Annotated in this window: 18 protein-coding genes; 9 read left to right on the top strand and 9 right to left on the bottom strand. The window is 70.9% G+C overall.

The features are described from left to right. The 5 genes from acs (at nt 1) to ACWGJY_RS03525 (ending at nt 5,559) form a co-directional block, all read left to right on the top strand. Complete coding sequence (gene acs, locus ACWGJY_RS03505; RefSeq protein ID WP_453259122.1) at nt 1-1,968, top strand: acetate--CoA ligase; 1,968 nt, start codon at nt 1-3, stop codon at nt 1,966-1,968. A 356-nt stretch (nt 1,969-2,324) separates the two neighbouring features. After that, nucleotides 2,325-3,677, top strand: coding sequence for a Na+/H+ antiporter NhaA (gene nhaA / locus ACWGJY_RS03510; RefSeq protein ID WP_453259222.1), 1,353 nt, complete (start codon nt 2,325-2,327; stop codon nt 3,675-3,677). A gap of 44 nt (nt 3,678-3,721) precedes the next feature. Beyond that, nucleotides 3,722-4,180, top strand: a complete 459-nt coding sequence (locus ACWGJY_RS03515; protein WP_453259123.1) for a phage holin family protein — start codon at nt 3,722-3,724, stop codon at nt 4,178-4,180. Further along, nucleotides 4,177-5,115 carry an alpha/beta fold hydrolase gene (locus ACWGJY_RS03520; RefSeq protein ID WP_453259124.1) on the top strand — a complete coding sequence of 313 codons (939 nt, stop codon included), beginning with the start codon at nt 4,177-4,179 and terminating at the stop codon, nt 5,113-5,115. The genes ACWGJY_RS03515 and ACWGJY_RS03520 overlap by 4 nt, the downstream gene beginning before the upstream one ends. A 246-nt stretch (nt 5,116-5,361) precedes the next feature. Further along, nucleotides 5,362-5,559, top strand: a complete 198-nt coding sequence (locus ACWGJY_RS03525) for a hypothetical protein (protein WP_453259125.1) — start codon at nt 5,362-5,364, stop codon at nt 5,557-5,559. A 114-nt stretch (nt 5,560-5,673) separates the two neighbouring features. Here the strand turns inward: ACWGJY_RS03525 and ACWGJY_RS03530 are convergent, their stop codons facing one another. Genes ACWGJY_RS03530 through nth form a run of 3 tightly spaced genes read right to left on the bottom strand, consistent with a single transcriptional unit; the run spans nt 5,674 to nt 8,812 of the window. Next, complete coding sequence (locus tag ACWGJY_RS03530) at nt 5,674-6,873, bottom strand: MarP family serine protease (protein WP_453259126.1); 1,200 nt, start codon at nt 6,871-6,873, stop codon at nt 5,674-5,676. 13 nt (nt 6,874-6,886) lie between these two features. Beyond that, nucleotides 6,887-7,627 carry an NUDIX hydrolase gene (locus ACWGJY_RS03535; protein WP_453259127.1) on the bottom strand — a complete coding sequence of 247 codons (741 nt, stop codon included), beginning with the start codon at nt 7,625-7,627 and terminating at the stop codon, nt 6,887-6,889. A gap of 54 nt (nt 7,628-7,681) precedes the next feature. Further along, nucleotides 7,682-8,812, bottom strand: coding sequence for an endonuclease III (nth, locus tag ACWGJY_RS03540; RefSeq protein ID WP_453259128.1), 1,131 nt, complete (start codon nt 8,810-8,812; stop codon nt 7,682-7,684). A gap of 314 nt (nt 8,813-9,126) precedes the next feature. Here nth and ACWGJY_RS03545 point away from each other — a divergent pair, with 314 nt between their 5' ends. Next, a complete protein-coding gene (locus ACWGJY_RS03545; RefSeq protein WP_006604164.1) occupies nt 9,127-9,801 on the top strand; it encodes a Crp/Fnr family transcriptional regulator in 675 nt (224 codons plus the stop codon). 232 nt (nt 9,802-10,033) lie between these two features. Here ACWGJY_RS03545 and ACWGJY_RS03550 read toward each other — a convergent pair whose 3' ends face one another. The 4 genes from ACWGJY_RS03550 to ACWGJY_RS03565 form a co-directional block, all read right to left on the bottom strand. Beyond that, nucleotides 10,034-10,870 carry an MBL fold metallo-hydrolase gene (locus ACWGJY_RS03550; protein WP_453259129.1) on the bottom strand — a complete coding sequence of 279 codons (837 nt, stop codon included), beginning with the start codon at nt 10,868-10,870 and terminating at the stop codon, nt 10,034-10,036. Then, on the bottom strand, nt 10,867-11,886 hold the full coding sequence (locus ACWGJY_RS03555) for an NUDIX hydrolase (RefSeq protein WP_453259130.1): 1,020 nt from the start codon (nt 11,884-11,886) through the stop codon (nt 10,867-10,869). The genes ACWGJY_RS03550 and ACWGJY_RS03555 overlap by 4 nt, the downstream gene beginning before the upstream one ends. A gap of 126 nt (nt 11,887-12,012) precedes the next feature. Next, nucleotides 12,013-12,477, bottom strand: a complete 465-nt coding sequence (locus ACWGJY_RS03560; RefSeq protein ID WP_453259131.1) for a RidA family protein — start codon at nt 12,475-12,477, stop codon at nt 12,013-12,015. After that, complete coding sequence (locus ACWGJY_RS03565; protein WP_003967454.1) at nt 12,474-12,632, bottom strand: DUF4177 domain-containing protein; 159 nt, start codon at nt 12,630-12,632, stop codon at nt 12,474-12,476. Before ACWGJY_RS03565 ends, ACWGJY_RS03560 begins: the two co-directional genes overlap by 4 nt. Nucleotides 12,633-12,842: 210 nt before the next feature. Here ACWGJY_RS03565 and ACWGJY_RS03570 point away from each other — a divergent pair, with 210 nt between their 5' ends. Continuing rightward, nucleotides 12,843-13,901 carry an ArsA-related P-loop ATPase gene (locus ACWGJY_RS03570; RefSeq protein ID WP_453259132.1) on the top strand — a complete coding sequence of 353 codons (1,059 nt, stop codon included), beginning with the start codon at nt 12,843-12,845 and terminating at the stop codon, nt 13,899-13,901. Then, nucleotides 13,898-15,385 carry an ArsA family ATPase gene (locus ACWGJY_RS03575; protein WP_453259133.1) on the top strand — a complete coding sequence of 496 codons (1,488 nt, stop codon included), beginning with the start codon at nt 13,898-13,900 and terminating at the stop codon, nt 15,383-15,385. Before ACWGJY_RS03570 ends, ACWGJY_RS03575 begins: the two co-directional genes overlap by 4 nt. Nucleotides 15,386-15,683: 298 nt before the next feature. Here the strand turns inward: ACWGJY_RS03575 and ACWGJY_RS03580 are convergent, their stop codons facing one another. Next, entirely contained in the window at nt 15,684-16,025 is a 342-nt protein-coding gene (locus tag ACWGJY_RS03580; RefSeq protein WP_088799104.1) for a WhiB family transcriptional regulator, read from the bottom strand. A gap of 381 nt (nt 16,026-16,406) precedes the next feature. Here ACWGJY_RS03580 and ACWGJY_RS03585 point away from each other — a divergent pair, with 381 nt between their 5' ends. Further along, complete coding sequence (locus tag ACWGJY_RS03585) at nt 16,407-18,614, top strand: transglycosylase domain-containing protein (protein WP_453259134.1); 2,208 nt, start codon at nt 16,407-16,409, stop codon at nt 18,612-18,614. 128 nt (nt 18,615-18,742) lie between these two features. Here the strand turns inward: ACWGJY_RS03585 and ACWGJY_RS03590 are convergent, their stop codons facing one another. Further along, nucleotides 18,743-19,207, bottom strand: coding sequence for a GatB/YqeY domain-containing protein (locus ACWGJY_RS03590; RefSeq protein ID WP_453259135.1), 465 nt, complete (start codon nt 19,205-19,207; stop codon nt 18,743-18,745). Nucleotides 19,208-19,260: the final 53 nt, after the last annotated feature.

The raw sequence follows: 19,260 nt of genomic DNA on the forward strand, positions 1-19,260 counted from the left end.
ATGAACGAGCACCCTTCCCTCTCCAACCTGCTCAAGGAGGAGCGGCGGTTCGCGCCGCCCGCCGATCTGGCCGCGAACGCCAACGTCACGGCCGCCGCGTACGAACAGGCCGCGGCGGACCGGCTGGGCTTCTGGGCCGAGCAAGCCGAACGCCTGTCCTGGGAGACCGCACCCACCCAGACCCTCGACTGGTCCAACGCCCCCTTCGCAAAGTGGTTCGCCGACGGCAAGCTCAATGTCGCCTACAACTGCGTGGACCGGCATGTGGAGAACGGCCTGGGCGACCGGGTCGCCCTCCACTTCGAGGGCGAGCCGGGCGACACCCGCGCGATCACGTACGCGGAGCTGCAGCGCGAGGTCTCCCAGGCCGCCCATGCGCTGATCGAGCTGGGTGTGCGAAGCGGCGACCGGGTCGCCATCTACATGCCGATGATCCCGGAGACGGTCGTCGCCATGCTGGCCTGCGCGCGCCTGGGCGCCCCGCACTCCGTCGTCTTCGGCGGCTTCTCCGCGGACGCGCTGGCCACCCGCATCAACGACGCCGACGCCCGCGTGGTGATCACCGCCGACGGTGGCTACCGCCGCGGCAAGCCGTCCGCCCTCAAGCCCGCCGTCGACGAAGCGCTGACCAGGCCCGGCACGGAGAACGTCCGCAGCGTCCTGGTCGTCCGCCGCACCGGCCAGGAGGACATCGCCTGGCACGAGGGCCGTGACGTGTGGTGGCACGAGACCGTCGGGCGGCAGAGCGACCAGCACACGCCCGAGGCCTTCGACGCCGAGCACCCGCTGTTCATCCTCTACACCTCCGGCACGACGGGTAAGCCCAAGGGCATCCTGCACACCACCGGCGGCTACCTCACCCAGGTCTCGTACACCCACCACGCGGTCTTCGACCTCAAGCCGGAGACCGACGTCTTCTGGTGCACCGCCGACGTCGGCTGGGTGACCGGCCACTCGTACATCACCTACGGCCCGCTCTCCAACGGCGCGACCCAGGTGCTCTACGAAGGCACGCCCGACACCCCGCACCAGGGCCGCTGGTGGGAGATCGTGCAGAAGTACGGCGTGACCATCCTCTACACCGCGCCGACCGCGATCCGCGCCTGTATGAAGTGGGGCGACGACATCCCGGCGAAGTTCGATCTGTCGTCGCTGCGCGTCCTCGGGTCGGTGGGCGAGCCCATCAACCCCGAGGCATGGATGTGGTACCGCAAGCACATCGGGGCCGATGCGACGCCGATCGTCGACACCTGGTGGCAGACCGAGACCGGCGCCATGATGCTCAGCCCGCTGCCGGGCGTCACGGCCACCAAGCCCGGCTCGGCCCAGGTGGCGCTGCCCGGTATCGCCGCGACCGTCGTGGACGACGACGCCCGCGAGGTCCCCGACGGCGCCGGCGGCTACCTCGTGCTGACCGAGCCCTGGCCGTCCATGCTCCGTACGATCTGGGGCGACGACCAGCGCTATCTCGACACCTACTGGTCGCGCTTCGAGGGCAAGTACTTCGCCGGCGACGGTGCCAAGAAGGACGACGACGGCGACATCTGGCTGCTCGGCCGGGTGGACGACGTGATGCTGGTGTCCGGCCACAACATCTCCACCACCGAGGTCGAATCGGCGCTGGTCTCGCACCCGAAGGTGGCCGAGGCTGCGGTCGTCGGCGCCGCCGACCCGCAGACCACCCAGGCCATCTGCGCCTTCGTCATTCTGCGCGGCGGGGCGGCGGAGGACGAGGGCCTGGTCGAGGAGCTGCGCGCGCATGTCGCCCAGCAGCTGGGCCCGATCGCCAAGCCCAAGCGGATCCTGCCGGTCGCGGAGCTGCCGAAGACCCGCTCCGGAAAGATCATGCGGCGGCTGCTGCGTGATGTCGCCGAGAACCGCGACCTCGGCGATGTCACCACCCTCACCGATTCCTCGGTCATGGACCTGATCCAGGCGAAGCTGCCGGGCGCGGCCAGCGAGGACTGAGCGGACGACCCGAGGGGCACCCGGCCGGCGCGGCCCGGGTGCCCCTCGGCCGTCTCCGGCAGCCCGCCTCCCTGGCGGGCCCGGCCCCGCGCAGAGCCCCCGGCTCCTCCCCGGCACCCCGGCCGCGGCCCGCCTCTCCAGCGGCCCGATGCCCGTATTGCCCGTAAAGTGAGGCCACCGGACAGCCGTTTGCACCCGCCCGGTAAAGTGGGAACCGCGTCAATGACGCGCTAAGAAACTCAGGGTGCGCCGGGAAGTCTGGTCGGCAACTGCAACAGCCGTACGCAGCTACCGAGAGCCCCGGAGGTCACCGCGTGAGCGCCCCCACCAACCGCCGTTCCCCCTTCCTCGGGCGGATGCCGCTGCCCGAACGGAACTACATCGCGGACGCGCTGCGTGCCGAAACCGTCGGTGGCGTCCTCCTGCTCGCCGCCGCCGTAGCCGCCCTGATCTGGGCAAACACCCTCGGCGGGAGCTACGAAGCGGTCCGCGGATTCCACCTGGGACCGTCCGCGCTGGGCCTGGACCTGTCCGTCCAGCACTGGGCCGGCGACGGGCTGCTCGCGCTCTTCTTCTTCGTCGCCGGCATCGAGCTCAAGCGCGAACTGGTCGCCGGGGAGCTGCGCGACCCGAAGGCCGCCGCGCTCCCCGTGGTCGCCGCACTCTGCGGCATGGCGATGCCGGCGGTCGTCTACTTCAGCGTGAACAGCATCGGCGGGGGCTCGCTGCAGGGCTGGGCGGTCCCCACCGCCACCGATATCGCCTTCGCGCTCGCCGTACTCGCCGTCATCGGCACCTCGCTGCCCGCCGCGCTGCGCGCCTTCCTGCTCACGCTCGCCGTCGTCGACGACCTCTTCGCGATCCTGATCATCGCGGTCTTCTTCACCTCCACGCTCAATTTCCTGGCCCTCGGTCTCGCCGTCGCCGGCCTGCTGGTCTTCTATCTGCTGCTGCGCAAGGGCGTCCGCGGCTGGTACGTCTACGTCCCGCTCGCCCTGGTCATCTGGGGCCTGATGCAGAACAGCGGAGTGCATGCCACCATCGCCGGCGTCGCCATGGGCCTGATGCTGCGCTGCACCCGGCGCAACGGGGAGACACAGTCCCCGGGCGAGCACATCGAGCATCTGGTCCGCCCGCTCTCGGCCGGCCTCGCCGTGCCGCTGTTCGCCCTGTTCTCCGCGGGCGTGTCCATATCCGGCGGCGCGGTCCATGACGTCTTCACCCGCCCGGAGACGCTGGGGGTCGTCCTCGGCCTGGTGGTGGGCAAGGCGTTCGGCATATTCGGCGGCACCTGGCTCACCGCCCGCTTCACCAAGGCCGAACTCAACCCCGACCTCAAGTGGCCGGACGTCTTCGCCCTCGCCTCCCTGGCCGGTATCGGCTTCACCGTCTCGCTGCTCATCGGCGAACTCGCCTTCTCCGGGAACCCGGTGCTGACCGATGAGATCAAGGCATCGGTGCTGATCGGCTCGCTGCTGGCGGCCGTCTTGTCCGGCATCCTCCTCAAGCTCCGCAACACCAAGTACAAGGCGCTGTGTGAGGACGAGGAGCGGGACGAGGACCAGGACGGCATCCCCGACATCTACGAACTCGACAATCCGGAATACCACCTGCGGATGGCGGCCATCCATGAGGCCAAGGCCGCGGAACACCGGCGGCTTGCCGAAGTGGCCTCCGGCTCGCATGCCGGAGACGATGGTCCGGCATGATCTGAGAGGCTTTGCATCCGGGTGAAGAAAAGAGGGAGACGGCGATGAGCGCAGCCGACGACAGCACGGACCGCAGCCTCGGACAGCTGGTGGCCACGGCCACCGCCGAGATGTCCGCGCTGGTGCACGACGAGATCGCACTGGCCAAGGCGGAGTTCCGCCAGGACGCCAAGCGGGCCGGCATCGGCAGTGCCGCGTTCATGGTCGCGGGCGCGCTGGCGCTGTTCGCGCTGCCGGTGCTGAGCTTCGCGGCGGCGTACGGCATCCACCACCTCGGCCTCGGCCTCGCCTGGTGCTTCCTGATCGTCGGCGGCGCCTTCCTGGTGCTCGCCGGGCTGCTGGCCCTCCTCGCGATGGCCAAGATGAAGAAGATCAAGAAGCCGGAGAAGTCCATCAACTCCGCCAAGCAGACCGCGGCCGTGCTCCAGAACGCCAAGCCGCACCCGCGCCTGGAGCCGGTGGAACACCCGGTGCTGGAGTCTGTGACACGCTCATCGGTATGACAGCCCCTGACAGCACGGCTTCGGTCGTACGGCTCGGCGTCCCCGGTGGGAGAGAGGTGTCGCACCGCGACGTCGCGGCCAACGGCGCCCGCTTCCACATCGCGGAGATGGGCGACGGCCCGCTGGTGCTGCTGCTGCACGGCTTTCCGCAGTTCTGGTGGACCTGGCGGCACCAGCTCCCGGCCCTGGCCGAGGCGGGCTTCCGCGCGGTGGCGATGGATCTGCGGGGCGTCGGCGGCAGCGACCGCACCCCCCGCGGCTACGACCCGGCGAATCTCGCCCTGGACGTCACCGGCGTCATACGGTCCCTGGGCGAGCCGGACGCCGCGCTCGTCGGGCACGACCTGGGCGGTTATCTCGCCTGGACGGCGGCGGTCATGCGGCCCAAGCTGGTGCGCCGGCTGGTCGTGTCCTCGATGCCGCACCCGCGGCGCTGGCGCTCGGCGATGCTCGCCGACGTCCGGCAGAGCGCCCAGAGTTCGCACATCTGGAACTTCCAGCGGCCCTGGCTGCCCGAACGCCGGCTGACGGCGGACGACGCGGCGCTGGTGGGCCGGATGATCCGCGACTGGTCCGGGCCGCGGCTGCCGGACGACGAGGACCTCGCGGTCTACCGGCGGGCGATGTGCATCCCCTCGACGGCGCACTGCTCGATCGAGCCGTACCGCTGGATGGTGCGCTCGATGGCGCGCCCCGACGGTATCCAGTTCAACCGCCGGATGAAGATGCCCGTACGGGTCCCGACCCTGCATGTGCACGGTTCGCTCGACCCGGTGATGCGCACCCGCAGCGCGGCCGGCTCCGGCGAGTACGTGGAGGCGCCGTACCGCTGGCGGCTGTTCGACGGCCTGGGGCACTTCCCGCACGAGGAGGACCCGGCGGCGTTCTCCACCGAGCTGATCAACTGGCTCAAGGACCCGGAACCGGACCGCTGACGTCCCGTCCGCCGGCGTCGTCCAGGGGGCAACGAGAGCCCCGGGGCCGACCGTTGAGGGAGGGCGGGCGCACCTCTTCCGCCGTGCGCCCGCACCCCGCTGAGCGGGCGGGCCGGGCCGCTCAGCGGGGCACGTCTGCCCGAGGCTCGAACGCTCGTATGACGAACGGCCACTTGCCCGGCGCATAGGCCAATTGGCCGTCCCCGAGGCGGTTACGGACCTTGGGCCACGGGCAGAGTCGAAGGTATGGGCTGGACGCACGACTACCGTGACGTGGCACGCAACCGCCGCAGCAGCGCCGTTGCAGTGGGTACTCAGGACAGGGGAACCCCGGACCTCGGGTCCGGCGCATCCCCCGACCCGGCGCACCCCATGGGCATCCCGCGCATCCTGCGCCGCAGAGCGCGCTGGATGAGCGCGCGGCTACGCCATCCCCGTACCTGAACCACGGCCCGCCGGCGAGGCGCGGCAAGCCCGTCTCGCCGCATCCGACGCACCCGCCGGCACGGGCCCGGCCGTGGAGCTGCCGGGCCCGCTCCGGGGACTGTGCGGACAGGTCTAGATCGCGCAGCCCTGACTGCCGACCTGTTGCTGGGCCGTACGCCCCTTGAGGACGTCCTGGCGGACCTCGTCGGCGGTCAGCGCATAGCCGGTGTGGGAGTCGTCCAGCGACTTCGCGAAGACGACGCCGTAGACCTTGCCCTGCGGGGTGAGCAGCGGGCCGCCGGAGTTGCCCTGACGGACCGTGGCGTAGAGGGAGTAGACATCGCGGCGGACCGTGCCGCGGTGGTAGATGTCCGGGCCGTTGGCCTGGATACGGCCGCGGATACGGGCGGAGCGCACGTCATAGCCGCCGTTCTCCGGGAAGCCGGCGACGATGGCGCTGTTGCCGCTGCTCGCGTCCGCCTTGGCGAACTGCAGCGCGGGCGCCTCCAGTGAGGGCACTTCCAGGACCGCGATATCGCGCTGCCAGTCGTAGATCACGACCTTGGCGTCGTACATCCGGCCCTCGCCGCCCACCTGGACGGTCGGCTCGCCCACTCCGCCGACCACATGGGCGTTGGTCATCACACGGTGCCGGCCGAAGACGAAGCCGCTGCCTTCGAGGACCTTGCCGCAGCCGGGGGCCGTGCCGACGACCTTGACGATGCTGCGCCTGGCCTGGGCCGCCACCGGGCTGGCGGCCAGCCGGGGGTCGGGGGCCGGCACATCGTTGATCGGTTCGTTGGAGAACGGCGTGAAGACCTGGGGGAAGCCGTTCTGCGCGAGGACCGAGGAGAAGTCCGCGAACCAGGTGCCGGCCTGCTGGGGCATCACCCGGGACACACCGAGCAGCACCTTGGAGTTACGGACCTCCTTGCCGAGCGTCGGCAGGGACGTACCGGCCAGCGCCGAGCCGATCAGCCAGGCGACCAGCAGCATCGCCAGGACGTTGACCAGCGCGCCGCCGGTCGCGTCCAGCGCTCTCGCCGGTGACCAGGTGATGTGGCGGCGCAGTTTGTTGCCCAGATGGGTGGTGAGCGCCTGGCCCACGGATGCGCACACGATCACGATGGCCACCGCCGCGATCGCCGCGAAGGTGCCGGGCGTCGCATCTCCGGTGACCTCGTTCCAGATCACGGGCAGCAGATAGACCGCGATCAGGCCGCCCCCGAGGAAGCCGATCACGGACAGGATGCCGACGACAAAGCCTTGCCGATAGCCGATGATCGCGAACCACACGGCCGCGACCACCAACAGGATGTCCAGGACGTTCACGCCGGACACCGTCTCACGAGCGCCAGTCCAGCGGGACCGCCTTGTCACGGTCCCACGGAATCTCCCAGCCCGCGTAGTGCAGGATCCGGTCGATCACTCCGGCCGTAAAGCCCCAGACCAGGGCATTATCGACAAGGAACGCGGGTCCGGTATGGCCACGGGGATGGCGGGCTGTCACGCGGTGGGCGGGATCCGTGAGATCCGCCACGGGAACCGTGAAGACCCGGGCGGTCTCCGCCTGGTCGACCGCGCCGACCGGGGTCGGCCGGCGCCACCACCCCAGTACGGGGGTCACCACGAAGCCGCTGACGGGGATGTAGAGCCGCGGCAGCACACCGAAGACCTGCACACCCGACGGATCGAGGCCGGTCTCCTCCTGGGCCTCACGCAGCGCCGCCCGCACCGGGCCGGGCCCGTCGGCGTCGCCGTCCTCCGGATCGAGCGCGCCACCGGGGAAGGAGGGCTGGCCGGCATGCGAGCGCAGGGTGCCGGCCCGCTCCATCAGGAGCAGCTCGGGCCCGCGGGGGCCGTGTCCGAAGAGGATCAGCACCGCGGACTGCCGGCCGCCGCTCTCCGGCGGCAGAAAGCGGCTGAGCTGGCGCGGCTCGATGGTGGCGGCCGCACGGGCGACCGGGGCCAGCCACTCGGGCAGCCCCTCGGCCGTGACCGTGGCGTCCCGGCCGGACGCGGCGCCGGACGCCGCCCCGCGGACGTCCGCCTCCTCGCCGTACCGCTGCTCCCGTGCACTCCTCATACGCGCCCCCTCAGGCCTGGCGTCGATCGTCGGTCCCCTCCGGGCGGGCGGCCGTCATGAAGCGGCTGTCCGGGGCTCCATCGGGGGCGCGGGCTGTCCTGGATAGCCCGCCGGTGGCTTCAGCCGCTGCCCCGGCCGGCCGCCCAGCTCGTACTTGAGCAGCTTCTTCGCCTTCTCCGGGTCCGTCTCGCCCTCGCCGTACGACGGGCACAGCGGGGCGATGGGGCAGGCTCCGCAGGCGGGCTTGCGGGAGTGGCAGACACGGCGGCCGTGGAAGACCACCCGGTGCGAGAGCATCGTCCACTCGCTCTTGGGGAAGATCTCGGCGACATCCGCCTCGACCTTCTCGGCGTCCTCCGCGGTGGTCCAGCCGAAGCGGCGCGCGAGGCGGCCGAAGTGGGTGTCGACGGTGATGCCCGGGACGCCGAAGGCGTTGCCCAGCACCACATTGGCGGTCTTGCGGCCGACCCCGGGAAGCGTGACGAGGTCCTCCAGGCGGCCCGGCACCTCGCCGCCGAAGCGGTCGCGCAGCGCGGCCGACAGACCGAGCAGCGACTTCGCCTTGGCCCGGAAGAAGCCGGTCGGCCGGATCAGCTCCTCCAGCCGCTCGGGGTCCATGGCGGCCATGTCCTCGGGCGTCGGGCAGACCGCGAAGAGGCGCGGGGTGGTCTGGTTGACCCTCAGGTCGGTGGTCTGCGCGGACAGGACCGTCGCGACCAGCAGCTCGAACGGGTTGGTGAAGTCCAGCTCGGGATGGGCGTACGGATACAGCTCGGCCAGCTCACGGTTGATCCGGCGGGCCCGTCGGACCATGGCGACGCGCGACTCGGGCTTGCGCGCAGCGGCCTTCTTGGCGGGGGCCTTCGCGGTGGCCGTCTTCTTGGTGCTCGCCTTCTTGGCGGGCGGCTTTTCGGCGGCCGGCTTTTCGGCGGCCGCAGTGGCCTTCTTCGTGACGGTCTTCTGGGCGACCGCCTTCCGGGCGGTGGTCTTCTTCGTGACGGACTTCTGCGCAGCGGCCTTCTCGGCCGCCGCCGGCTTCTGTGGAGTTTCGTTCACGGCGGCCTTCTTCCCTGCCGAGGTCCTGCCTACCGAGGTCTTCCGCGCGGAGGTCCACGCGGAGGTGTCCCGCGCCGCCGGCCGCGACGCGCCGGTTCCGCGGACGACCGGCTTCCGGCCGGACGTCACCCCGGAGGGCGATTTGTTACTTTTACCGGAATTGGATGAGCCGCCGGACGGCTGTTCGCCCACAGCGGAATTGCGCCCCGTACTCACTCGTCCGGCCCCCCACTCCTCTGCTCTCACCGGCGTATTGGACACTCGGCCAGACTAAGGCCAGCCACTGACATCCGGCTTGATCACTGTGATTCCTGACCCCAATCGGCCCCCTGCCTTACGGCTCGGCGCACCGGTCCGGCAAACTTGTGATTGATCGCACTGTTTTGCATTCCGGCATGATGGGGACCACAGTCCCCCGGAGCATGTCGACAAGGAGAGATCTCGTGGACGACGTTCTGCGGCGCGCACCGCTCTTCGCGGCGCTCGATGACGAGCAGGCGGCCGAGCTGCGCGCCTCAATGGGAGAGGTCACGCTCGCCCGCGGCGACGCCCTGTTCCACGAAGGGGACCCCGGCGACCGCCTGTACGTGGTCACCGAGGGCAAGGTGAAGCTGCACCGCACTTCCCCGGACGGCCGGGAGAACATGCTCGCCGTCCTCGGCCCCGGTGAGCTGATCGGTGAGCTCTCGCTCTTCGACCCCGGCCCGCGCACGGCCACGGCTTCCGCCCTGACCGAGGTCAAGCTCCTCGGCCTGGGCCACGGCGACCTTCAGCCCTGGCTGAACGCCCGCCCCGAGGTGGCCACGGCACTGCTGCGCGCGGTCGCCCGCCGGCTCCGCAAGACCAACGACCAGATGTCCGACCTGGTCTTCTCGGACGTGCCGGGCCGCGTGGCCCGCGCCCTGCTCGACCTGTCGCGCCGCTTCGGCGTGCAGTCCGAGGAAGGCATCCACGTCGTCCACGACCTGACGCAGGAGGAGCTGGCCCAGTTGGTCGGCGCCTCCCGTGAGACGGTCAACAAGGCGCTCGCGGACTTCGCGGGGCGCGGCTGGCTGCGCCTGGAGGCGCGCGCCGTGATCCTGCTGGACGTCGAGCGGCTGGCCAAGCGCTCGCGCTGACCCGGCTCGTACACACAGCCTTGGCAGGGCCCCGCTCCGGCGGGGCCCTTCGCCATGGTGCGGCCGGCCTCTTCGTCGCGGGTCGCCGGACCGGCTCGCGCCCCGTCATCGGGGGCGCCGGCGCCTCCTCCCCCGCCGGTAATAGGTCGCCGCGCCACCGGCCCCCTCGCCATAGTGGCGCCATGACCAACGGCACGGGGCTGGACCGGGACGGCTCCGGCCGCCCCCGCCGTCAGCCCTCGATCAGCCCGTGCTCGCCCAGGTAGTCCAGCTGTGCCCGCACCGACAGCTCGGCGGCCGGCCACAAGGAGCGGTCGACCTCGGCATAGACGTTCGCGACGACCTCGGCAGGCGAGCGGTGACCGGCCTCGACCGCGGTCTCCACCTGGGCGAGCCGGTGCGCCCGGTGCGCCAGATAGAACTCCACCGCCCCCTGGGCGTCGTTCAGCACCGGCCCGTGCCCCGGCAGGACCGTCGCCACCCCGTCGTCGACCGTGAGGGAGCGCAGCCGGCGCAGCGAGTCCAGGTAGTCGCCCAGCCGCCCGTCGGGGTGTGCGACCACGGTGGTGCCGCGCCCCAGGATCGTGTCGCCGGTGAGCACCGCACGATCGGCCGGGAGGTGGAAGGAGAGCGAGTCCGCGGTGTGGCCCGGTGTGGGTACCACGCGCAACTCCAGGCCACCGGTGGTGATGACGTCGCCCGCGTCGAGCCCCTCGTCGCCCAGGCGCAGCGCCGGGTCCAGCGCCCGTACGGCCGAACGGGTCAGCTCGGCGAACCGGGCGGCGCCGTCGGCGTGGTCGGGGTGACCGTGGGTCAGCAGGATCAGCGCGATGCGCTTGCCGGCCCGCTCGGCGGTGTCGATGACGGCCCTCAGGTGGCTCTCGTCGAGCGGCCCGGGGTCGATGACGACGGCGAGGTCGGAGTCCGGCTCAGCGACGATCCAGGTGTTGGTGCCGTCCAGCGTCATCGGCGACGGGTTCGGGGCCAGTACGCACCGAGCACGCGCCGTGGCGGGTCCCGGGATCACGCCGCCACGGGGCCGGCCGGGGAGGGCGGAAGCTTCGGTCATGCGGGGGTCCCTCCCGAGGGGCCGGGGCGGTCCGAGGGGCTGCCGCCGTCCCCGGGCGCACCGGTATCGGCGCCGGTCTGCGCGATGTGCTTGGTGAACTCGTCGTGCCCCGGCCAGCTCAGCTCGATCTCGCCGCCGACGAGGCGGGCCCGTGCCAGCACCGGCGTCAGGTTCTGGGCCTCCGCCGCGGCCAGCACGTCCGCGGACGTGGCGTACGGCTGCAGCGAGCGCAGCGTCGCGATGGTCGGCGGCATCATCAGCAGCTCACCGCGGTCGTAGCCGGCGGCTGCCTCCTTGGGCCGGATCCACAGCGCGAGGTCCGCCTCGCCAGGGGGGATGGGGGTGTCCGCCGGACCGGTGGGGGTGCCCCCGGTCGCACCGAGTGGAGGCCGGGGGATGGCCGAAGGCCCTTGGGGGAGGGTCCGCTGGCCCTCGGGGAGCGCCGCCACGAAGAACCAGGTGTCGTAGCGCCGCGGCTCGAACTCCGGGGTGATCCAGCGGGCCCAGGCACCGAGCAGATCGGAGCGCAGGACCAGGCCGCGGCGGCCCAGGAAGTCGGCGAAGGACAGCTCGTGGGCGACCAGGGCGGCGCGGTCGGCCTCCCATTCCTCGCCGGTGGTGTCCGCGACGACCGTGTCGGCCGAGGCGCCCGCGAGCAGCACACCGGACTCCTCGAAGGTCTCGCGGACCGCGGCGCAGACGATGGCCTGGGCGGTGGCCGGGTCGACGCCCATACGGACCGCCCACTGGGCGCGCGACGGGCCGGCCCAGGCCACCGGGCGCTCATCGCGGGGGTCGACGGAGCCGCCCGGATAGGCGTACGCGCCTCCGGCGAAGGCCATGGAGGCGCGTCTGCGCAGCATATGGACGGCGGGGCCGCCGGAGGGGGAGTCCCGCAGCAGCAGGACGGTGGCGGCCCGCCGGGGCTCGGCGGGGGTCAGCTCGCCGTTCGCGAGCGCCCGGATACGGTCCGGCCACTCCGGCGGGTACCACTGGCCATTGGTCGTGGACGACATGGCCGGATGCTATGCGCTCGCGCGCGGATGTTCGAGGGCGTCTTTCGCACCAAGGGGCCCCTGCTGACGAGGGGCCCCTACAGGCGCGCGGCACACACTCCGGGCATCGGCACCCTTACGGAGTGCCTATTCGGCGGTCTCGACCTGGATCTCGACCTCGACCGGGGCGTCGAGCGGCAGCACCGCCACGCCCACGGCGGACCGGGCGTGCACGCCCTTGTCGCCGAGGATCTCGCCCAGCAGTTCGCTGGCGCCGTTGAGGACGCCCGGCTGGCCGGTGAAGTCCGGCGCGGAGGCCACGAAGCCGACGACCTTCACGACCCGCTGGATCTTGTCCAGGTCGCCGATGACGGACTTCACGGCCGCCAGCGCGTTGAGCGCACAGGTGGCGGCGAGCTCCTTGGCCTGCTCGGCGCTGACCTCGGCGCCCACCTTGCCGGTGGCCGGCAGCGCGCCGTCCACCATCGGCAGCTGGCCGGAGGTGAAGACGTACGAGCCGGAGCGCACCGCGGGCTGGTAGGTGGCCAGCGGCGGCACCACCTGCGGCAGCTTCAGGCCGAGCGCCGCGATCTTGTCCTCCGCCGCGCTCACGCCTTCTCCCGCTTCAGGTAGGCCACCAACTGCTCGGGGTTGTTCGGGCCCGGCACGACCTGGACCAGCTCCCAGCCGTCCTCGCCCCAGGTGTCCAGAATCTGCTTCGTCGCGTGCACGAGCAGCGGCACGGTCGCGTATTCCCACTTGGTCATGGGCCCGAGCGTAATGCCTGTCCACGACAGCCGTGGACGCCGTCCGCCGCCGGCCGCCCGCACCCGTCCCGCGCGGCCTTCGGGAGCACGGCCGCCGGGCCCCTACGGGGCATCCCTGATCCGCCCCGGAGGGAATGCGGGCGGATTCTCCGGGGCTTGCCAGGCGCATCCCGTGCGTAGCCGGGACGCGGACTGGTTAGGCTCCTTGACGTGAGCAGGCTCCATGTCGTCAGCGGTAAGGGTGGCACCGGCAAGACCACGGTCGCCGCTGCCCTAGCCCTCGCCCTGGCCACCGAGGGTCGCCGTACCCTCCTGGTCGAGGTCGAGGGCCGGCAGGGCATTGCCCAGTTGTTCGAAACCGAAGCGCTTCCTTACGAGGAACGCAAGATCGCAGTGGGTCCGGCGGCGGAAGGTGCGTCGCCCTGGGGCCCCTCCCGGACGGAGTCCGCGGGAGATGCCCCCCGGGGCGGTGGCGGCAGGCGGGCCGGCGGTGAGGTCCACGCCCTCGCCATCGACGCCGAACGCGCCCTTCTGGACTACCTCCAGATGTTCTACAAGCTCGGCAGCGCCGGCCGGGCGCTCAAGAAGCTCGGCGCGATCGACTTCGCCACGACCATCGCGCCGGGCCTGCGGGACGTCCTGCTGACCGGCAAGGCGTGCGAAGCGGTGCGCCGCAAGGACAAGAGCGGGAAGTTCGTCTACGACGCGGTCGTGATGGACGCCCCGCCGACCGGCCGCATCACCCGCTTTCTGAACGTCAACGACGAGGTCGCCGGCCTCGCGAAGATCGGCCCGATCCACAATCAGGCGCAGGCCGTGATGCGGGTCCTCAAGTCTCCCGAGACCGCGGTGCATCTGGTGACGCTCCTGGAGGAGATGCCGGTCCAGGAGACCGCGGACGGCGTCGCCGAGCTGCGCGCCGCCGGCATCCCCGTGGGCGGCATCGTCATCAACATGACCCGCCCGGCGCTGCTGGACAACGGCGACCTCGACAGCGCCGCCCGCGGGGCGCGTACGGGCGTCGCCAAGGCGCTCTCCCAGGCCGGTCTGGGCGGCGCCCGCCGCGGCGGCCTGGCGGACCGGCTGATCGACCCCCTGCTGGAGCAGGCGCGCGAACACGCCGAGCGGGTCGAGCTGGAGCGCGCCGAGTACGCCGAACTCACCGCAATCGGCCTGCCCACCTACGAGTTGGAGCTGCTCCCCGAGGGAGTGGACCTCGCCGGGCTCTACCACCTGGCGAGAGACCTGCGGAAACAGGGGCCCATATGACCTCGGACAACACGACGCTGGACGCCTCGGCCCCGCGGCTCGAGGTCGATGCGCTGATCGACGACCCGCACACCCGCATCGTGGTGTGCTGCGGCTCGGGCGGCGTCGGCAAGACCACAACCGCCGCGGCCCTGGGCGTCCGCGCCGCCGAGCGCGGCCGCAAGGTCGTCGTGCTCACCATCGACCCGGCCCGGCGGCTGGCGCAGTCCATGGGCATCTCCGAGCTCGACAACGTCCCACGCCAGGTCAAGGGCGTCGATGAGTCCGCGGGCGGCGAACTGCACGCGATGATGCTGGACATGAAGCGCACCTTCGACGAGATCGTCGAGGGCCATGCGGATGCCGACCGGGCCCGCGCCATCCTGGAGAACCCCTTCTACCAGTCCCTGTCGGCCGGCTTCGCGGGCACACAGGAGTACATGGCCATGGAGAAGCTGGGCCAGCTCCGCGCGAACGACGAGTGGGACCTGATCGTCGTCGACACCCCGCCGAGCCGCTCCGCCCTGGACTTCCTGGATGCGCCCAAGCGCCTCGGCTCCTTCCTGGACGGCAAGTTCATCCGGGTGCTGATGGCACCGGCGAAGGTGGGCGGCCGGGCCGGCATGAAGTTCCTCAACGTCGGCATGTCGATGATGACCGGCACCCTCAGCAAGCTCATGGGCGGTCAACTCCTGCGCGACGTCCAGACGTTCGTAGCCGCGATGGACACCATGTTCGGCGGCTTCCGCACCCGCGCGGACGCCACCTACCGTCTGCTGCAGGCACCCGGCACGGCGTTCCTCGTGGTGGCCGCGCCGGAGCGGGACGCGCTGCGCGAGGCGGCGTACTTCGTCGAGCGGCTGGCCGCCGAGCAGATGCCGCTGGCCGGCCTCGTGCTGAACAGGGTGCACGGCAGCGGCGCCGCCCAACTCAGCGCCGAACGCGCACTGGCCGCCGCGGAGGCCCTGACGGACCGCATGGCGGAGGACACCCATGCGGACGCCCATGCGGAGAGCCACACGGACGGCCACACAGACGGCCACACGGACGGCGATACCGACACCGGGGCGGACGACGCGGCGAAGGACACCGGGGCGGCCCCGGACCCGGCCACCGCTCCTGCCTCCGGCTCCGGCTCCGGCGCGGAAGCCGCGCCGCCCCCCGGCCGCGCAGAAAATAATCTTGAAGCCACCGGCATTGTGGATCTCGACGCCGGGAAGGCTGGATCACGTACCGTCGGCAGCCTCTCCCCCGCTGCCCCGGCGGAGCACGGAACACCCACCTCGGCCTCAACGGCGCAACTGGCCGCCGGGCTGCTACGGCTGCACGCGGAACGCATGCAGGTCCTCGCGCGCGAACGTCGCACGCGGGACCGCTTCACCGCGCTGCATCCCGAGGTTCCGGTGACGGAGGTCGCCGCGCTGCCCGGCGATGTCCATGACCTCGCGGGACTGCGTGCCATCGGCGACCGCCTGACACGGAACCCCACGGACACCGACGACTGAGCCGCAGGCACGGCCGACTCAACCACCCACGACGACTCAGCCACCCACGACTCAGCCACCCACCCGCCACGAAGCGCCCTCACCCAAGAAGCGCCTCATTCACACCTTCACGTGTCAGACATCTTCGTGTGCCACACGCATCACATGGCGCACCAATACAGCGCGCCCCACCCTTCATCGACGCCCAACTTTCGGGCGCGCCAGGGCCATTGATGGCACGTCACCATGCACCCATCAGAACGCGCCACCCTCCGAGCCTTCTCGGCCAATCCTCGCGGCCGGAGCCCGGCTGCCCGGACTACCCCACCGCGGCGAACTCGTCGAAGATCTCGTCCTCACAGTCCAGCGGCAAGATGCCCGTGCTGCGCTCATATTCCGTACGCGCTGTCTCCAGCAGCCGACGCCATGACGTCACGGTCGGGCGGCGACGCAGCAGCGCCCTCCGCTCGCGCTCGGTCATCCCGCCCCACACGCCGAACTCCACCCGGTTGTCCAGGGCATCGGCCAGGCACTCCGTGCGCACCGGACATCCGGTGCACACCGCCTTGGCGCGGTTCTGCGCCGCCCCTTGTACGAACAGTTCATCCGGATCAGTAGTGCGGCAGGCTGCCTGTGCACTCCAGTCGGTTACCCAGCTCATGCTGGCGCCGTCCTCTCCCGAATCGAGGCTCCCCCACGGCGGCAATCGGCATATTCACCGTTGCCAGTTGAGGACGTTACGGAAGGCAGGCAGGGCGCAACACCCCCTTCGGGCCCAATCTTGAATGGCCCGAACGGACTATGCGTACGCGGCAGATCACCCAACGGAGTGACCGAACGGCATATGTCACTTTGCACACAAGACGGGACAGTTCGCCGCCCTGACGCGGGATTTCTCTCGACATACACGGGCACGTGGGGGCGCGGCCCGCGGGAGTAGGGGTTGACGAACCGATGCGTAACCGTTCAGCTGTGGTAGCTGAGTCCAGGCTAAACGAACAGGTGCGCCCCTGTCCGGCGATTGAGAACGTAGGCTGCCCTCATGCCTAAGAAGCGCGACGGCGGAGGTCTGTCCAAGACGCAGCAGGCCGCCAGGTTCCTCGGTGTCAGCGTCCTGGCCGGAGCGGTGCTCGCCGGCCTCGCGCTCCCGGCGGCCGGGGCCCTCGGTCTCGCCGCCAAGGGATCGGTCGAGGGCTTCGACGACATCCCGGCGAACCTCAAGACGCCGCCGCTCAGCCAGCGGACCAGGATCCTGGACGCCAAGGGCGGCGAGATCGCCAAGGTCTACTCCCGCGACCGCACGGTCGTCGGCCTCCAGGACATGTCGCCGTACATCCAAAAGGCGATAGTCGCGATCGAGGACGCGCGCTTTTACCAGCACGGCGCCATCGACATGAAGGGCATCCTGCGGGCGCTCAACAAGAACGCCCAGTCGGGCGGCGTCTCCCAGGGCGCCTCGACCCTGACGCAGCAGTATGTGAAGAACGTCTTCATCGAGGAGGCGGGCGACGACCCGGACAAGGTCGCGCAGGCCACCCAGCAGACCCTCGGCCGCAAGGTCAAGGAGCTCAAGTACGCGATCCAGGTCGAGAAAGAGCTCGGCAAGCGCAAGATCCTGCAGAACTACCTCAACATCACGTTCTTCGGGCAGCAGGCCTACGGCATCGAGGCGGCCGCCCAGCGCTACTTCAGCAAGCACGCCAAGGATCTGAGCCTGGACGAGTCGGCGCTGCTGGCCGGCATCGTCCAGTCGCCCAGCCGCTACGACCCGGTCAATGACCCGCAGGAGGCCACCCGGCGGCGCAACACCGTCCTGCAGCGGATGGCCGACATGAAGGACATCACCCAGGCGCAGGCCGACGCGGCCGCCAAGAAGCCGATCAAGCTTGCGGTCAGCCGCCCCAAGAACGGCTGCATCACCGCCACCGACGGCGCCGGCTTCTTCTGTGACTACATCCGCAAGGTCTTCCTCACCGACAAGGCCTTCGGCAAGAACCGCACGGCCCGGCTCAAGCTCTGGGACCAGGGCGGCATGACGATCCGCACCACCCTCGATCCGCAGACCCAGAAGTCGGTGCAGGCATCGATAAAGGAGCACGTCTACAACGACGACCCGGTGGCCACCGCCGCCACCATCGTCGAACCGGGCACCGGCAAGATCCTCGGCATGGGCCAGTCCCGCCCGTACGGCTTCCGCGAGAACGAGACCGTGATCAACCTCTCGGTGAACCACGACATGGGCGGGGGCGCCGGCTATCTGCCCGGGTCGACCTTCAAGCCGGTGGTCGCCGCGGCCGCGCTGGAGCAGGGGACGAACCCGGAGCAGGAGTACCCGTCGCCGTACCGGATGCCCTATCCCAGCCCGGTCCAGACCTGCGACGGTGAATGGCAGGGCAACGGCTCCGAGAACGTCGAGAACGAGAACAAGGACGAAGTCGGCCCGTACGGCATGAAAGAAGCGACCGCCAAGTCGGTCAACACCTACTTCGTGCAGCTGATCAGCGACATGGGTGTCTGCCCCGCGGTCAAGATGGCGCAGAAGATGGGCATCGAGCGGGCGGACGGCAAGCCGCTGCAGCAGGTTCCGTCGATGACGCTCGGCACCCAGGAAATGTCACCGCTCACGATGGCGGCCGGATACGCCGCCTTCGCCAGTGGCGGCCAGTACTGCTCCCCGGTGGCCATCGAGTCGATCACCGACGCGCGCGGCCGGGAGATGAAGGTCCCGCAGACCAGTTGCCGTACCGCCATGTCCAAGAAGACCGCGGACACGATCAACACGCTGCTCAAGGGCGTGGTCGAGGACGGTACCGGCAAGGAGGCCGGGCTCAAGGGCCGCGACAGCGCCGGCAAGACCGGCACCACCGACAGCCGCTATGCCGCCTGGTTCGTCGGCTACACGCCCAACGCGGCCGGCGCGGTCTGGGTCGGCGACCCGCAGCACAGGCGGAAGATGTACCACATCACCATCGGCGGCGTCCCCCACGACAAGGTCTACGGCGCCGACACCCCCGGCCCCATCTGGCGTGACGCGATGACCGGCGCGCTGGCCGGCCGGCCCGCCCCCGCCCTGCCCACCGTCCCGATCGACGACCCCGCCAAGGACAAGCCCCAGGGCAACGAGGGCGACAAGGGCCGCGGCAAGCACAAGCCCGGCCGGGGCGGCCACGGCGGCGACAACAAGCCGGGCGGCGGCTGGAGCATTCCCGGCTTCCCCGACATCCTGGGCGGCGGCAACGGCGGCTGGTGAACCGCCGGTTGGCCGTACGCCGGAAGACTCCGGCCCGTACGACGACCGGCGTCGGCCCGTACGACGCAGGACGAGGGGCGCCCCATGGGGGCGCCCCTCGTCCTTCCCTCAGAAATCCCTCCGGCCGCTCAGCCGGCCAGCAGCTTCTTCACCACCGCGGCCACCCGGCCGCCCTCGGCACGGCCCGCCACCTGAGGGTTGACGATCTTCATGACGGCGCCCATCGCCCGCGGCCCCTCGGCTCCGGCACCCTTGGCCTCCGCCACGGCCGCCGCGACCAGCTGCTCCAGCTCCTCGTCGGTCAGCTGCTTGGGCAGATAGTCCGCGAGCACTTCGCCCTCGGCGCGCTCGCGCTCGGCCGACTCCCCGCGGCCACCCTTCTCGAAGGCGTCCGCGGCCTCCCGGCGCTTCTTCGCCTCCCGCGCGATGATCTTCTCGACCTCGCCGTCGGACAGCACGCGCGCCTCGGTGCCCGCTACCTCCTCCTTCTGGATCGCGGTCAGCGTGAGACGGAGGGTGGAGGAACGCAGCTCGTCGCGCGCCTTGATCGCGGTGGTGAGGTCGTCCTGCAGCTTGGACTTGAGCATGGTCATGCCGTCGAGTATGCCCCCACCCACCGGCAACCGCCGCGTCTTATCCCCCGGCC

This window comes from Streptomyces sp. NPDC054765, from assembly GCF_053612065.1.

Bases quoted from the DNA above. Each gene is read 5' to 3' on its own strand.
- acs (WP_453259122.1), top strand. From the start codon at position 1: ATGAACGAGCACCCTTCCCTCTCCAACCTGCTCAAGGAGGAGCGGCGG.
- nhaA (WP_453259222.1), top strand. From the start codon at position 2,325: ATGCCGCTGCCCGAACGGAACTACATCGCGGACGCGCTGCGTGCCGAA.
- ACWGJY_RS03515 (WP_453259123.1), top strand. From the start codon at position 3,722: ATGAGCGCAGCCGACGACAGCACGGACCGCAGCCTCGGACAGCTGGTG.
- ACWGJY_RS03520 (WP_453259124.1), top strand. From the start codon at position 4,177: ATGACAGCCCCTGACAGCACGGCTTCGGTCGTACGGCTCGGCGTCCCC.
- ACWGJY_RS03525 (WP_453259125.1), top strand. From the start codon at position 5,362: ATGGGCTGGACGCACGACTACCGTGACGTGGCACGCAACCGCCGCAGC.
- ACWGJY_RS03535 (WP_453259127.1), bottom strand. From the start codon at position 7,627: ATGAGGAGTGCACGGGAGCAGCGGTACGGCGAGGAGGCGGACGTCCGC.
- ACWGJY_RS03550 (WP_453259129.1), bottom strand. From the start codon at position 10,870: ATGACCGAAGCTTCCGCCCTCCCCGGCCGGCCCCGTGGCGGCGTGATC.
- ACWGJY_RS03555 (WP_453259130.1), bottom strand. From the start codon at position 11,886: ATGTCGTCCACGACCAATGGCCAGTGGTACCCGCCGGAGTGGCCGGAC.
- ACWGJY_RS03565 (WP_003967454.1), bottom strand. From the start codon at position 12,632: ATGACCAAGTGGGAATACGCGACCGTGCCGCTGCTCGTGCACGCGACG.
- ACWGJY_RS03575 (WP_453259133.1), top strand. From the start codon at position 13,898: ATGACCTCGGACAACACGACGCTGGACGCCTCGGCCCCGCGGCTCGAG.
- ACWGJY_RS03580 (WP_088799104.1), bottom strand. From the start codon at position 16,025: ATGAGCTGGGTAACCGACTGGAGTGCACAGGCAGCCTGCCGCACTACT.
- ACWGJY_RS03585 (WP_453259134.1), top strand. From the start codon at position 16,407: ATGCCTAAGAAGCGCGACGGCGGAGGTCTGTCCAAGACGCAGCAGGCC.
- ACWGJY_RS03590 (WP_453259135.1), bottom strand. From the start codon at position 19,207: ATGACCATGCTCAAGTCCAAGCTGCAGGACGACCTCACCACCGCGATC.